Raw genomic sequence first — 14,918 nt, 5'->3', positions numbered from 1 at the left:
CGCGATCAGGCGGGCTGGAGTAGCGGTTTGGCTATCTCCGTCTCCCGCCGCACCTCGCGGCGACGGTTTCCCGGGGGGAGGGCGGGAGCGCACGCGTTCAGCCAGATTTTCAGCTGCGGGTGCCAATATCCCCGCCAGCTGTAGTAGAGGCCGGTTTCGCTGTCCGCGAGCAGGCCCCTTCCACGCCAGGGCCCGCAATCGCTCCGGCCAGTGATTGGCTCCTGATTGTCCCCGGCCTTCCTGTCGGCGTGCCACAGCTGTTCCCCCCGATGGTCGAAGAGGGCCAGGGGGGCTCCCTCCGGGTCCACCAGGTAATGCGCCATATCTTCCTGCCGCCAGCGGCACAGCAGGTTTTTTTCCACTGGGTGGTGGAGATAGTGGGTGGTGGGCTGTGATTTCCCGTTGAGAGTGTGGGTCTCGCTCCATATGCCCAGGCTGTACCAACAGCTACCGACCCGACGCTGGCGGGTGGATTTGCGATGGGTACTGAGTTTGCTCAGCCGCCGCCCGAAGGGGTCGTAGCGGAAATAGGTTTTGAAATCGCCGCACTCGGCGCTGCTCAGCAGGCCCCAGCCGTCGTACTGGTAGCGATATTCCCGCTGCCGCTCTCCCGGTCTCCGCTCCACTGTGATATTGCCGCGCAGGTCGCGCTCAATTCCCTCGGGATGTGATCGCTCTGGCTCCGGAGCCGACAGGCTCAGCGGGGGCGGGGAGGCGAACTCCCAGCGCCCCTCGCCGGCTTCTACGGCGGCCAGCTGTCCGTTCCGGTAATTGTGTCGGCTGTGTGTTTCGCCCTGAATCCGGTTGATGCCCTGATCCTGATCCTCGCTGCGCAGGGCGGCCTCGCCGTTGGCGTCGATACCGTAAAGCCCGCCGCCGGGGGCGAAGGTATAGGCCAGGTCGAGGCTGTCGGAGCTCGAACTTTTCAGCCAGCCGCGGCTATCGTATTTGTGCCTGAGGCTGACGCTGCCGCTCTCCCGGCTGTCGTGGTGTTCGGCCACCAGCAGGTTGCGCTGGTCGTACTGAAAACGGACGGAACTGAATGCGTTGGCGGCCTGTACCAGCCGCTGTTGGCGGTCGTAGTGAAACTCGCACTGCTGGCCGTTGTTGTTGCGGATTTTCTGTTGTTCGCCGGTTTTTGAGCGGTGGAAATACCAGCGGATGTCGTTGTCGCGGAACTCCCGCACTTCGCCGTTGGCATCGTAAAACCACTGCCACTGGCGATCACCCGAGTCGGTACAGGAGGATACCAGGCCGAAAGGGTCGTACTGCCAGGCAATTTCAACGGCATCGCCCCGCAGTCCGGCGAGCTGCCCGAAGTCGTTGTAACGCATCTGCCATTCCCGGCCGTCGGCGAAATGCAGGTTCCGGCAGTTGCCGGATTCGTCGTAATCCCAGTGCAGGCTCTCCCGGGCGCCGGCGTGGATTGTGCAGGGGCGTCCGCGCTCGTCGTAATCCAGCGTGTAGCGGTGCTCGCCGATGCAGGTCTCCCTGAGTTCGCCCGAGGGGCCGTAGTGCCACTCGCGCCGGGTTTCGTTGTCGACGATCAGGGCCGTCAGCTGCTGCCAGTGGTTGTACTCGAACTTCCACTCGCGGCCGTTGCGCTGTATCGACAGGAGCTGCCCCTGGCTGTCCCAGCCGAGTTCCACCCGCCCGCCTTCCGGGTCGACGAGCTGGAGCAGCTGCCCCCGGTCGCTGTAGTGGAACTGCCACTGCTGTTTCGCCGGGTCGGTAATTTGCTGCGGCAGGCCCTGGTCGTTGTGCCGGTACTGCCAGACCTGGTCGCAGTGCTCCTGCGCGGCGGCGAGCAGTCCGCGCTGGTCGTAGAGATAGCGATCGGTGATGTCGCCCCGGGTGCGGCGGACCAGATGGCCCAGTTCATCGCGGCGATAGATGCTGCGTTCGCCGTCGGCAGCGGTGATCTGGCACAGGTTTCCGTACAGGTCGTAGAGAAAGCTTTTTCCGCGATCCCCCTGCCGTTCGCTGATCAGTTGTCCCGAGCCGTTGAATTTCCAATGCACCGGGTGCCGGTCGCCGGTGTGCAGGGTGCAACGCCGTTGGGCCTGACGCCAGCTCAGGGTTTGCACGAGCCGGCCGGAATGCAGTTTATGGCAGCGCTGCTGCCTGTCGTAGTGAAATTGCAGACTTCCCGCGGTGCCGCCGTCGATGGCTGTGAGCAATTCGTCCCGATACTGGTAGCGCTCGCGCTCCGGCCCGGTGGCGGCTTCGATTAATATTTCCCCTTCGTCGTAGCGGTATTCGCTCAGGATTTGCCGGTCGCCAGGGGCGTGGCTGTTGACCAGCTGCTCGATACGCTGTTCCCGGCAGCGGAATTCCACCACGCGCCCCCAGGAGCTTACGATCTTTGCGGGCAGGCCCTGCTGGTAGTCCACCGTGAGCGAGTTGCCGAAGTCGTCGCGTATCTCAACCAAAGGGAGCGCATTGCTGACGCCGTCGGCGCGGAAAATTCGCTGCGCCGGAGCAAACCCGGTGATCCGGTAGCTGTGCAGACTCTGGCGGTGGAGCAGCAGGCGTTCAAAACGGTTGTAACTGCTGTGCCCGATGGGGGGCAGGGGAAAGGGGACGATGCGGCCGTCCGCGGTGTGCAGCTCCGCTTTTCCCTCAAGAATATGCAGCTGTTCGCTGAGGCTGTGCCGCCAGCCCGCACCCAACCCGCAGTCATCCGTGTTACTGTGCCGGTAGAAACGCTGCCAGTGAAATGGCAGCGGGCCGGGGATAACAGCATCGGTTCGACTGAATGCCACCTCGCCGTTGCAGGCGATCACGTGGCTGGAGACCTGCTGGCAGTGCTCCAGGGCAGGCAAGCGCTGGCCGTTCGGATTGCCCCCGGGTTCGCTGGACATTTGTATCGGGCCGCCATCGAGTCCGGCGAGGCGGTGCCGGTGTGGTGCGCGGGCCAGGCTGTAAGAGTTGGTTTCAATTTCCGGCGGCCGCGGCCACGCTGGCCCCAGCGGATGCCCTGTATTTTTTGTTGCGGAATCGCCGGGGAGGTTCTGGTTTAGCCAGCGGCAAAAGGCGGCGGGATTTCCGGGTTCGATATCGATATCGGGAGCGCGCAGGGATTTGAGCAACTGCGGGATGTGATTGACCAGACTTTCCGGTGTCATAGCGATTCCCTTTGCAGAGGCTGGCTCAGCGCTGTTCTCTGCGTACGGTAATGTCTTCTTTCTTCGGTCGCAACGTGATGGTGTCGGGAGCGCTTTCGGTCTGAGTTTCCGGCCGGTTGTTGAACTCCAGGACGCCGGCGCTGATGTTGTCCCTGCCCCCGAGCCGATTGGCGTCGTCGACAAATCGATACACGCAGTCGAGGGCCGGCCGGTGGCTTGCCAGTACCTCTTCTATGGCGCGGTCGTCGAGGTATTCGGTGAGGCCGTCGCTGCATAGCAGCAGCAGGGCATTTTCGGTGAGTTTCCAGCTGTTGATGATGGGCTCAACGTGATCCGAGACCCCGAGCGCACGGGTAATGTGATTGCGGATATTCGACTCCTGTGCCTGTTCGGGAGTCAGCTGGCCGCTGTCGATCATTTCCTGCACGACGCTGTGGTCCCGGGTGAGGCGCTGCAGGCCGTAGTGGTTCCACAGGTAGGCGCGGGAGTCGCCCAGGTGGGCGACGATCAGAAAGTCGTGCCAGATCACTGCCAGCACAAGGGTGGTCCCCATCTGGGATAAATGGGGATGGGCGCTCTTGGCGTTGAGGATTTCCCGGTTGGCGGCGTGGATCGCATTCACCAGGGACGTGTGGAGAGCGGCCTGCTGCTGCTCGGGCGTGCAGGAGAAGAAGGCGCTGTCGAGCTGGCTGTTCAGGTGGTGTTGGAGGGTGTCTGCGGCAATTTTGCTCGCTGTCGCGCCACCGCTGTAGCCGCCCATGCCGTCGGCGACAATGACATAGGCGAAGGGATGATTGGGATCGGTGTGGCACCGAATACTGTCTTCGTTGGCTTCACGGACTCGACCTACGTCTGTCCGCCCATTGACTGCCAGCCTGATGGGCTCCATGTCCGCCGGGACTCCCTTTGGTTGTATCGATCTTGGTTGTATCGCTCTCGACAGGTTTGGCCGGCTTCGGCTGTAACCCCACCGTCACAGGCGGACGATTCTAACTTGGTGTGACAGGGAGTTTGAAATTTTTTTCCTTGTTTTGCGATAATGGGCCAGATTTCATGGTGAAACCAGGCGGTACGCCTGTACAAGAAAAGGACTCACCTACCCAATGCCCCGTCTACCACGACTCAATCTGATAGACATTCCCCAGCACATCGTCCAGGTAGGCCATAACAACTTGCCCTGCTTCTTCGATGAAGAAGATTACCAGTTCTACCTCATCAGCTTGCGCAATGCGGCAGATCAGTATCGTGTGGATGTCCATGCCTATGTGCTCCTGCCCAATATGGTGCAGATCATCGCCACACCGAGGGTGCCCAACGGCGTCTCTTCGATGATGCAGTCCCTGGGCCGGCGCTATGTCCAGTACATCAATCACCGCTATAAGCGCTCGGGCACCTTGTGGCGGGGCCGCTACAAGTCCAGCCTGATCGATTCCGATGCCTACCTGCTTACCTGTTATCGCTATGTGGAACTCCGGCCCCTGTACCTGGGGCTGGCCGACTCCCTGGGGGACTATCCCTGGTCCAGCTTCAATCACCACGCCGACAACGTGGAAAACGCCGTGATTACCGACCACCGGCTGTACATGGCCCTGGGGGAGACTCCGCGGGAGCGCGCGCAGGAGTACCGCTCGCTGTTCCGCTACAGCTTTGACCGCCGCCTGTTGGACTACATCGCGGAAACGATCAAGGTGGGGCACGTTTTGGGCGGCGATTCGTTCAAGGACAAAATTGAGCAGATCGCCAACCAGCGGGTCAGGCCCCTGAAGCGCGGACGGCCGCGCAAGTCGAAAAAAACTGCGGCCGACAAGGCTCCAGAGGTTGTCCGTGTCGCGCAGAGCGTGGCCAGGCAGCCGGAAAACCTCGAAGCCACACCAATGGAAACTTAATTTTGAATCAAATCACCATGAATTCCGGCGCCTCCATTTTTCACAGCGAACAGGGCGCGGCTCTTCAGCCGACGTCCGGCGAAGTGCTGAAGGTAGCTATTCTGGGCGACTTCAGTGGGCGCTCCAGCCGGCGCCTGTGCGAGCCGGAAACCCTGTCACAGCGCCCGGCCCACCGTCTGGGCAAGGACAGTTTCGAGTCCCTGTTCGAGCGGCTCGGCGTGCGTATGCAATTGCCGGTGATGGATGAGCCTCTGTCCCTGCTGGAGTACGACGACCTGCACCCCGACTACCTGTACAGTCGGGTGCCGCTCTTCAGGCAATTTATCGAACTGGAAAAGCGCCTGCTGAATCCAGCGGAATTCTCCAGGGCTGCGGAGGAAATCCAGCAGTGGAAGCCGGAACTGCGCGGCGTCAATGACGCCCTGGCGAATGCATCTCTCGGTGGGGCGTCCATGCTGGACGCAATCCTCGGCTCCGACAGCTATCGGGACAGCTACCGGAATAGCGATCAGGGCCGGATCGACCGGTTGATCCGGGATATAGTCGCCCCCTATGTGCAGAAAACGCCGGACCAGCGCCAGGGCACCTACCTGCAGGCGGTAAAAGAGGCGGCCTCCGAGGCCATGCGCAAACTCATGCACCACAGTGATTTCCGCCAGTTGGAGGCCAGTTGGCGGAGCCTGCACCTGTTGTTGCGCCGAGTGCAGGATCACCCGAATTTGCACCTGTACCTGATAGATATCAGCAAAGAAGAGCTGATGGCGGATCTCGCCCAGGCCGAGAGCGATCTCGAAAAATCCCAGGTGTTCAAATGCCTGGTGGAGCGGGAAACCATTTCGGGCAGCCGGCCGTACAATGTGATCGTCGGGGATTTCTTTGTCACCGACGAAGAGCGGGACCTCCATTGGCTCATCGATCTCTCCACTATTGCCGAAGCGGCGGGAAGCGCCCTGCTTCTCGGGGCGGACCCCCGTCTGGCGGGCTGCCCCAGCCTGGCGGGTTCCCTGGACCCGGACGACTGGCATTATCCCCTGTCCGGGGAGTTCGCCGAGAGCTGGTTGGCGGTGAGAGAGTATTCCGGTAGCGAGTACGTGGCGCTGGCGGGCCCGCGTTTTATGCTCCGCCTGCCCTACGGCGCTGACTCGGCGACGACGGACTGCTTTGAATACGAGGAATTGACACCGGAACACGGCCACAATTATTACCTCTGGGGCAACAGCGCCTACCTGCTGGCGCTTTCCATATGCCAACAGTTTTCCGAGGCGGGGCGGCCGGCACCGGTTTTGTCGGCGAGCTATGAGGACCTGCCTCTGCATTTGCGCGACCTGCCCCAGGGGCGGTGGATGACACCCTGTGCTGAAGCCCTGCTCACCGACAGGGCGGCGGCGCGGTTTGAAAGTGCGGGCATCAGCACATTGCGTTCGGTGCAGGGGCGCGACCAGATTCTGCTGCCCCGGCTGCAGTCGCTTGCCGGCGGCGGCCTCAAAGGGCCCTGGAGCTGATCTGTATCCGCCGGTGGAAATATGCGGATATTGAAGTAAAAAGAATGGCACCATGGCGGCAGTGCCGGCAGTATGCCCTGTCGCAATTGCGAAATAACAATACAGCGCGAGCCAGAGTGAAATGGATCTGATCCTCTCCGTGTTGGCGGACCCAAAGGGTGCCAACATGCTTAAGCACACCAAACTTTTTACTCCCGCCGGCGGCAATCTCGGCCGCGCAGACGGCAATGACTGGGTGTTGCCCGATCCGGAGCGGGTGGTGTCTTCCAAGCACGCGATGATCGCTTTCGGCGACAACCAGTACTATCTGGTGGACAACAGCACCAACGGAACCTACCTCAACCAGGGGGAGAACCCCATCGGCAAGGGCAACCGTGTTCCGCTGAGCGAAGGCGACGTTATCGGCATCGGGGATTACCAGTTGAAGGTGGCCCTCCGCCGGCCACAGGCCGAATCGGACCTGCCGAAGGGGCTCGGCGGGGCGGACTTCCTCGACAGCGGCGACCGCACCACCTTCAGTGCCGCAGCCGCCGCCAAAATGCAGAGCCAGGCGGAGGCGCAACAACTGGACAGCTGGCTGGAACCGGGCGCGAACTCAGGAGCGTCCCATTCCGGGGAGTGGGGATACGTCGGCACCAGTGCGGGCAGCCCCTCTTCCGACAGCTTGGTTTCCCCGAATGCCGAACCGGTGGATCCACTGGCGGTATTCGGCTCATCCGGAAGTTCAGGTTCCGGTGAAAGCTGGGACCCCCTGGCCGGTTTCGACAGTGGGTCGAACAGGGCGTCGGGCGGCCAATGGGAGGACGACGACTGGTGGAAAGACGGCAGTAGCCAGGATCACGCACCGGCGGACCAGCATGCGATGAGCTTTACCGCACAGCAGCCCCCGGTGGTGGAGCCGGTACAGGCGCCACAGCCGCAGCAACAGGTGCAACCGCCGCAGCAGATACCGCCGCAACCACAGCCACAACCCCCGGCCCCGCAACCGGCGGAGGTCGACAACCCCTTTGCGGAATCCTTCGCCGTCATGCAGGGGCAACAGGTGGATGGAGCACCCGGTTTTAACGTCGGCGGACAACCCGTTGAGGGCTTTTCCCACGCCTCGCAACAGTTTTCCCCTCTGCAGCAAACCCCGCCGCAGCAAACTCCACAGCAGCAGAGCCCCCTGCAGCAGAACCCATTGCAGCAACCTCCGCCCCAGCAAATCCCACCGCACAATGCGGGGCTTCAGCCCAGTCCCGCGGGTGTGAGTCCGGCCGCGGCGCCGGAGCCACCACCACCTCCCCCGCCGCCGGCGGCAAGCGTGGATACCGGTGCGCTGATGGCCGCGCTGGGCCTGAACCTTCCCCCCGAGCACAGGCAGCAGTTGGATCAGCAGGTGTCCGCGATTGTGCAGGAAACCATAGCCCGGCTGATCGACCTGTTGCGCGCCAGGAGCAGTATCAAAAACGAGCTGCGGGTGCAGCGCACCATGATCCAGACGGAGGCGAACAACCCGCTGAAATTCAGCGCCACGGCCGCCGATGCACTCGGTGTCATGTTTTCCGGAAACGGAGCCTTCATGTCGCCCCAGCAGGCGGTCGCGGACGGATTCGATGATCTTTCCGATCACCAGATGGCGGTGCTGGACGGCATGCGTGCGGGCTATGAGGCAATGCTGAAATTTTTCAGCCCGGACAACATCGAGCGCCGTGTGAGCAACCGGGGTGGCGTCTTTGGCAGTAAAAATGCCAAGAACTGGGAAGGTTTCAAGGAGTTGTACGGAGAGCTGGCAAGGGACCCGGAAGCCTGTTACCGACGCCTTTTCGGCGACGAATTTGCCACCACTTACGAGTACAGATTGTCGGAGCTGAAAAATCAGCGACATCTGAAAGATTAATACAAATAACAAGTCCAAGGATATTGTCATGTCTGCTAGTAAAGTTTTCAGGTTGCTGCTGATCGGGCTCCTTGTCCTGTCCGCTGCCGCCTGCCAAACCACTCGCCGCACATTGAATTTTGATACCAGCGTGGAGCTGGTCGTGGATGCCAGAAATGATGTGAATCCCGATAACGACGGCCGCGCGTCGCCGGTTGTGGTTCGTGTCTTCATGCTCGCCGACGACCGCCAGTTTTCCCGGGAGGACTTCCTCAACCTCTACGAGAACGCGGAGTCCAGGCTGGGCAAGGACCTGCTCGATACGGTCATTCTCAAGGAGTTTGCCCCCGGTGAGCAGCGCCTGGAAAAACTGAATTTGACCCCGGAAGTCAAATATATCGGCCTGCTGGCGGAGTTCGTGCAGTACCAGGATGCGGATGCGCTGATGCTGTTGCCGATAACTGATCACAAGGCAAATGAATATCAGGTAACGCTCGCGGATAAATGGATAGGTTCCCCGGCGTCGTTGTCGCGGCGGAGCCGGCTGTCCGACAGGAAGCCTAAGAGTGGAAGCTCTTCCCCGGAAAAGGACGATACGGTGACCATCTCCAGCGCCGAGTACGAGCGCATGCGCGAGCGACTCCAGCAAGTGGAGAAGGACAAGAAAGCAATCGAAGGTCTGAGCCGCTAACCAGGGCTTACAGCTCCGTTAAGGAAGAAACATGTCGGCGAATAATAAGGTTATTTGGGGGGAGGGCATGTTTTTGCGCCCTCAGCATTTCCAGCAGCAGGACCGCTACCTGGAACAATTGCTGCAGGCGCGGACGGCCGCCCTGGGGCCCTACACGTGGGGCATCGTTGAACTGGCCATCGACAGTGAGCCGCTGGCCATGGGGAAGATATCGGTATCCCGGGTCAACGCCATTTTTCCCGACGGTACACCGATGCTCGCTCCGGAGAACGAATATCTGCCGGAGGTTCTCGAAGTTCCGGTACATACCAGGGACGAAGTCGTCTATCTCTGCGTGCCGATGAAAAGACCCGGAAGCCAGGAGTCGGTGCGCGATCAGGAGGATTTTCCCCAGGCGCGTTATCAGACAAGTAACTTTGATGTCCGCAACAGCGCCTCGGCATCCGGCGAATCGGCGCGCATCCAGGTGGGCAAGCTGCGCGCCTGTTTGAAGTTGGGCAGCGATGACCTCAGCGGCTATGCGGCAATCGGCATTGCCAGAATCCGCGAGCGGCAGCCGGAAAAACCGGTGGAGCTGGACTCCGACTATATACCGCCGTTGCTGAATTCCGAGGCTTCCTCGGTCATCAAGGCCTATATAGAGGAAATCAGAGGACTGTTGGATCACCGCGGTTCGGCGCTGGGACACCGCCTGAGCGACAGCGGCAGGAGCGGTTCGGCCGAGATAGCCGATTACCTGCTTCTGCAGGTGATCAACCGTTTTGAGCCGCTGTTGGGCCAGCTGACCGCACAGCCGCGCCTGCATCCCCACAGCTTTTTTCTGGAGCTGCTTCAACTGGCCGGGGAGTTGTCCACATTTACCTCGCCCAACAAGCGGCCGCCGGCAATTCCCGGTTATTCACACGAAAACCTGCAGCAGAGCTACGCCGGGTTGTTCTCCGCACTGCGCCAGTCGCTGTCGACGGTACTGGAGCAGACCGCCATTGCGATGGAGCTGGTGCAGAGAAAGTTCGGAATTTTTGTCGCACCGGTCACCGACCCGTCGCTTGTCAAAACCGCCAGCTTTATCGTGGCCGCGAAAGCCGATATGCCCGGCGACTTGCTGCGCAGCCGTTTTCCGGGCCAGGCCAAGGTCGCCCCGGTGGAGGCTATTCGCGAGCTGATTTCCGCGCAGCTGCCGGGGCTCGCATTGCGCCCGCTGCCGGTGGCGCCCCGCCAGATCCCCTATCACGCTGGTTTTACCTACTTTGAGCTGGAGCGCACGGGAGAGCTGTGGCAGGCAATGCAGAGGTCCGGGGGGTTTGCGGTTCACCTCGGGGCGGAATTCCCCGGCCTGGCCATGGAGCTCTGGGCAATAAGGAATAATTGATCATGAACAATGATGATTTTACACCGCCACGCGCTCCCAATACGGGGGACCGCACTGTTGTGGTGCCCACTCCGGGAGCCGCAGCTTCCGGTGGAAGACCCGGCCCCCAGACCCCGGCTTTTTCCGGCGCGGATGTACAACAGGCAATCCGGGTAAGAAACAGCCTCAACCCGCTGGTGTCTGCCGCGTCGAAGCTGCTGGGGGTGATCATCAAACTGCGCACGACAATGAGTCACGACAATGTGCCGGACCTGCACAAGCGGCTCACCAGGGAGATTCAGAGTTTTGAGCGCGAGGCCAAACAGCTTTCCATTTCCCCGGACATCGTGCTCACGGCGCGCTACCTGCTCTGCACCGTGGTCGACGAGGTAGTTCTTACAACCCCCTGGGGAACGGCGAGCGGATGGAGCCAGCACTCCCTGTTGAGCCTGTTCCACAAGGAGACTTTTGGCGGTGAGAAGTGCTTCGTTATCCTGCAGCGGATGCTGGAGACCCCGGGTTCCCACCTGGAGGTCCTGGAACTGTTTTACCTCTGCCTGAGTCTCGGGTTTCAGGGGAAATACCGCCTGGCCCAGCGCGGCCACGAGCAGCTGGAACAGATTCGCGACAATCTGTATCACACCATAGAGAGCCATCGCCCATCGATGGAAAGGGATTTGTCCCCCCACTGGCAGGGATGTGTCGAACGGAAAAACCGCCTGATCCAATACATACCCCTCTGGGTGATCGCCAGTGTCGTGCTGGGCGCCCTGGTATTGACCTACAGCGGCTACCGCTGGTGGTTGTACGAAAGTGCGACCCCTGTGGCTGAAAACATAACTGGGCTGGTCGTCGACAGCAAAGTCGACAGCAAAGAGAGTACCGAAGCAGCCCGCTGACAACGGATTAATAGTGTTCCAGCGCCGTTCGGCCCTGGGGGATGGAGCTATTCATGAGACGCCTGCGCGATTTTTTTACCAATAAATGGGTGGTCGGTTTTATCGGCCTGGCGGCGCTGTCGCTGTTGATCTGGTTTGGGGCGGATTACATCAAGTTCGGCGAGGACAACGCGACCCTGTCGACCGGTGTGCGCATCACCATAATCGTTTTCCTCTTTGCGATCTGGCTGGTTTGGAATATCAGCCAGTGGCTGGTCGAAAGGCGGCAGAATCAGGCGCTGATCAGCAGCATTGAAGAATCCCAGGAGAGCGAGGTCGATCCGGATGAGGAGCGCAGCCAGGAGGAGCTCGGCGCGCTGTCACAGCGTTTCCGGGAGGCCATGGAAGTCCTGCGCAAGGCCAGGTTCAAGTCGCACAAGGGCAACGTCTCCCTGTACCAGCTGCCCTGGTACATCATTATCGGCCCCCCCGGTTCCGGCAAGACAACGGCGCTGATCAATTCCGGTCTTGAGTTCCCCCTGGCCAGCAGCCACGGCAGGGAAGCGCTCGGCGGTGTCGGCGGCACTCGCAACTGCGACTGGTGGTTTACCAACGATGCGGTGCTGATCGACACCGCAGGGCGATATACCACCCAGGACAGCCACCGCGTACACGACAACAGTGCTTGGCAGGCATTTTTGGGGCTTCTCAAACGCTATCGCCGCCGCCGCCCGATCAATGGTGCCCTGGTGGCCATCAGTCTCCAGGACCTGATGGTGCAAACTGCCGAGCAGCGCCTGCATCAGGCCAAAACCCTTCGCCAGCGGATCAATGAATTGCAGCAGCAGCTGGGGATACGCTTTCCCATCTACCTCACCTTTACCAAATGCGACCTGGTGGCGGGCTTCAGTGAGTTCTTTGACAACCTGTCGCAGGCGGAGCGGGAGCAGGTCTGGGGTATCAGTTTCCCCGCCGAGAGCAGCCCGGCCGCCGGTGCGCCCCTGGAAAATTTTGTCGCCGAGTTCCAGCAGTTGATCGAGCGGCTCAACCAGAGAATCCTGTGGCGCGTTCACAACGAGCGGAATGTCGAAAAGAGGGCATTGCTGCAGGGCTTCCCCGCCCGGCTGGAAAGCCTGCAGGAGGTGTTGAGCGATTTCGTAAAACAGACTTTCAGTGCCAACCGGTACGACACAGTACCCATGGTCAGGGGGGTGTATTTCACCAGCGGTACCCAGGAGGGCAGCCCGATCGACCGGATGATGGCATCGGTAAGCGCGGACTTCGGCCTTGAGCGCGACGCGGGCCGCAAGTTTCAGGGGGTGGGGAAAAGCTACTTCCTGCACCGGCTGCTCAAGGATGTGGTCTTTCCCGAAGCGGAACTGGTGGGCGTCAACCGGAAGATAGAGACCGCTACACTGTGGTTGCGCAGGGGCGTCTATGTCTCGCTGGCCGCAGTTTTTATTGGAGCCCTTTTTCTTTGGACCGGCAGTATCGCCCAGAACAAGATCTACATGAATGAGGTCAGCGATCACATCGCCCGTTATCGGGAGAACAGCAGGGAATTCACGGGCCGCCAGCCCACCCCCGTCGAGAGCCTGCAACTGCTGGAACCACTGCGCCACGCCGCCTCGGTCTATGAAAAAGAGGATCATCCCTGGCTGAGTAATCTGGGTCTCTATGACGATCGCGTGGACAGGGCCGCCGATCGCCTGTACCGGGACCAGTTGCTCGGTGTATTTCTGCCGTCCCTGGTGCGGGATATCGAGCGCGACCTGGCCCGGCTGGGTGCGGAGGACTCCGCGCTGACGGATACGCTGAGAACCTACCTGATGTTTTTCAATCCCGACAAACGGAATGGGCAGGTCCTGCAGGATTACTACACCGCGAGCTGGGAGCGCCAGCTGCCCGGCCAGGCGCAGCAGCAGGAGCAACTGGCGGTGCATTTGCAACAGCTCTTCGCGCAACCGCTGCCGGAGAATCTGCAGGCCAACGAGCGTGTGGTGGCCCGCGCGCGGCAGCAGCTTCGACGCATTCCCGTTCCCCAGCGCCTGTATGCCCAGCTGAAGAACAGCGACATGGGTGTGACGCCGGTGGATCTCTACGGGGAGATCGGTGGAGACACAGAGCAGCTGTTCGGCCTCCAGGCAACTGATCCGCGCTTTTCCATCCCCTACCTGTACACCAAGGCCGGCTACAAGGAACAGGACTTCGGCGCCGATTCCCCGCTTATGACCAAACTGTCTGAGGAGCGGTGGATCTATGGCGGCGATATCAGCGGTGAGGATTTCAGTGAGGCCGACCGGGAGAAACTCGGTGAAGAGGTAAAGCGGATTTATCTGAGCGAGTACCACCAGCGCTGGCAGCGGTTCCTCGGCAGCTTTTCGATACAGGGTTTCCGCACCACCAGCCAGGCGCTGGATACACTGTCCAAGTTCTCGGACCCGGTGTATTCGCCGCTGCTGGCGGTGTCGGAAATTACCGCGGACAACACCCGGCTGACCCCGAGGCCGGAGCTGCCGACGGATGCCTCCGGTGTCGCGCTCCCGGTCTCAAGCAACGCGCGTCGCGCGGGCTCCGCACTGGCCGGTGGTGCCGCCGCAGCCCTGCAGGAGAGCTTCCAGCCGACCATCGTCGATCTCCGCTTCGAGGAGCTGCAGCGAATCACCCAGAATGATAAAGGCCGGCCGGCCAGGGTGCAGGAATATCTCTCCGCGATTAGCAAGGCGCAGGAATTCCTGACGGAAATAGACAGTGCCCCGGATGCCAACGAGGCCGCTTTTGCCAGCGCCAAAGAGCGCTTCGCGGGTGGCGGCGGGGAGGCCATCAAGCAGCTCCGTATAAAGGCCGCCAACGCCCCGGCGCCTTTCGACCAATGGCTGACCGATATCGCCGACAATACCTGGGCCCTGGTGATGGCCAAGGCCAAGCTGCACGCCGACCGGGTCTGGCGCGAGCAGGTGTACAGCAGTTACAGCCGCAGCCTGGCCAACCGCTATCCGCTGCGGGCGGGCCGGGACCAGGAAGTGCCGATCATGGAATTCAATGAGTACTTCAAGCCCGGCGGCACCGAACAGAAGTTCGTCTCCGAGTACCTGAAGCCGTTCGTCGACACGCGGAACTGGAGCGTGAAATCCCTGGAGGGACAGAGCCTGGGCCTGTCCCAGGGAGCGCTCTCGCAGCTCCGCCGGGCCGACCGCATCCGCAGGACCTTCTTCAGTAGTGGCGAACAGGCGGGCTACTCCTTCCGCATCGAACCCACCAAGCTGGATTCCGGCGTCCGGCTGTTTGCCCTGGAAATGGGTGGACAGCGGGTTCCCTACTCGCACGGTCCGAGAACTCCCAAGCAGCTGGCTTGGCGGGGCGGGGAGAGCAACCGCGCGCGTATTATTTTTGAGGATCTCAACGAAACCGTGCACCGCAGCCATTTTGAAGGGGATTGGGCCTGGTACCGCCTGCTCGCCGACTCCGACCTGCGGCCGGGGCGCAGCAGCACCGAGTATTTTGTCACCTTCGAGAAGCAGGGCCGCAAGGCCGAATTCCGATTGACGGCCTCCGGTGTTGAAAACCCGTTCGACCGCAGCCTACTTCAGGGCTATCGCTGCCCGGAAACCTTGTGATTTAGAGGTC

The 14,918-nt window shown here is 61.2% G+C and carries 9 protein-coding genes; 7 read left to right on the top strand and 2 right to left on the bottom strand.

The features are described 5' to 3' along the window. Positions 1 to 5: 5 nt before the first annotated feature. The gene (locus PP263_RS13975; protein WP_308364179.1) at positions 6 to 3,128 is read right to left on the bottom strand and encodes a DUF6531 domain-containing protein; all 3,123 of its coding nucleotides are present in this window, start codon (positions 3,126 to 3,128) and stop codon (positions 6 to 8) included. Between the two features lie 25 nt (positions 3,129 to 3,153). Further along, on the bottom strand, positions 3,154 to 4,017 hold the full coding sequence (locus PP263_RS13970) for a Stp1/IreP family PP2C-type Ser/Thr phosphatase (protein ID WP_308364178.1): 864 nt from the start codon (positions 4,015 to 4,017) through the stop codon (positions 3,154 to 3,156). Positions 4,018 to 4,231: 214 nt separating this feature from the next. On the opposite strand from PP263_RS13970, the gene PP263_RS13965 reads away from it, so the two are divergent. The 7 genes from PP263_RS13965 (at position 4,232) to tssM (ending at position 14,908) form a co-directional block, all read left to right on the top strand. Further along, the gene (locus PP263_RS13965) at positions 4,232 to 5,014 is read left to right on the top strand and encodes a transposase (RefSeq protein WP_308364176.1); all 783 of its coding nucleotides are present in this window, start codon (positions 4,232 to 4,234) and stop codon (positions 5,012 to 5,014) included. 2 nt (positions 5,015 to 5,016) lie between these two features. Next, positions 5,017 to 6,516 carry a type VI secretion system contractile sheath domain-containing protein gene (locus PP263_RS13960; RefSeq protein WP_308364175.1) on the top strand — a complete coding sequence of 500 codons (1,500 nt, stop codon included), beginning with the start codon at positions 5,017 to 5,019 and terminating at the stop codon, positions 6,514 to 6,516. A 166-nt stretch (positions 6,517 to 6,682) separates the two neighbouring features. After that, entirely contained in the window at positions 6,683 to 8,395 is a 1,713-nt protein-coding gene (gene tagH, locus PP263_RS13955) for a type VI secretion system-associated FHA domain protein TagH (protein WP_308364174.1), read from the top strand. Positions 8,396 to 8,423: 28 nt separating this feature from the next. After that, positions 8,424 to 9,065: a type VI secretion system lipoprotein TssJ gene (gene tssJ, locus PP263_RS13950; protein ID WP_308364173.1), complete on the top strand. Its 642-nt coding sequence runs from the start codon at positions 8,424 to 8,426 to the stop codon at positions 9,063 to 9,065. A gap of 31 nt (positions 9,066 to 9,096) precedes the next feature. Beyond that, a complete protein-coding gene (tssK, locus tag PP263_RS13945) occupies positions 9,097 to 10,434 on the top strand; it encodes a type VI secretion system baseplate subunit TssK (protein ID WP_308364171.1) in 1,338 nt (445 codons plus the stop codon). A 2-nt stretch (positions 10,435 to 10,436) separates the two neighbouring features. Beyond that, entirely contained in the window at positions 10,437 to 11,312 is an 876-nt protein-coding gene (icmH, locus tag PP263_RS13940; RefSeq protein ID WP_308364170.1) for a type IVB secretion system protein IcmH/DotU, read from the top strand. A 53-nt stretch (positions 11,313 to 11,365) separates the two neighbouring features. After that, positions 11,366 to 14,908: a type VI secretion system membrane subunit TssM gene (gene tssM / locus PP263_RS13935; RefSeq protein WP_308364169.1), complete on the top strand. Its 3,543-nt coding sequence runs from the start codon at positions 11,366 to 11,368 to the stop codon at positions 14,906 to 14,908. Positions 14,909 to 14,918 lie beyond the last annotated feature (10 nt).

Origin of the sequence: Microbulbifer sp. TB1203 (assembly GCF_030997045.1) — a bacterium.
Lineage (GTDB): Bacteria > Pseudomonadota > Gammaproteobacteria > Pseudomonadales > Cellvibrionaceae > Microbulbifer.
Note: the sequence above shows the minus strand (reverse complement) of the source record. Positions and strands in the feature narration are given on the sequence as shown.

Bases quoted from the DNA above. Each gene is read 5' to 3' on its own strand.
- PP263_RS13975 (WP_308364179.1), bottom strand. From the start codon at position 3,128: ATGACACCGGAAAGTCTGGTCAATCACATCCCGCAGTTGCTCAAATCC.
- PP263_RS13970 (WP_308364178.1), bottom strand. From the start codon at position 4,017: ATGGAGCCCATCAGGCTGGCAGTCAATGGGCGGACAGACGTAGGTCGA.
- PP263_RS13965 (WP_308364176.1), top strand. From the start codon at position 4,232: ATGCCCCGTCTACCACGACTCAATCTGATAGACATTCCCCAGCACATC.
- tagH (WP_308364174.1), top strand. From the start codon at position 6,683: ATGCTTAAGCACACCAAACTTTTTACTCCCGCCGGCGGCAATCTCGGC.
- tssJ (WP_308364173.1), top strand. From the start codon at position 8,424: ATGTCTGCTAGTAAAGTTTTCAGGTTGCTGCTGATCGGGCTCCTTGTC.
- tssK (WP_308364171.1), top strand. From the start codon at position 9,097: ATGTCGGCGAATAATAAGGTTATTTGGGGGGAGGGCATGTTTTTGCGC.
- icmH (WP_308364170.1), top strand. From the start codon at position 10,437: ATGAACAATGATGATTTTACACCGCCACGCGCTCCCAATACGGGGGAC.
- tssM (WP_308364169.1), top strand. From the start codon at position 11,366: ATGAGACGCCTGCGCGATTTTTTTACCAATAAATGGGTGGTCGGTTTT.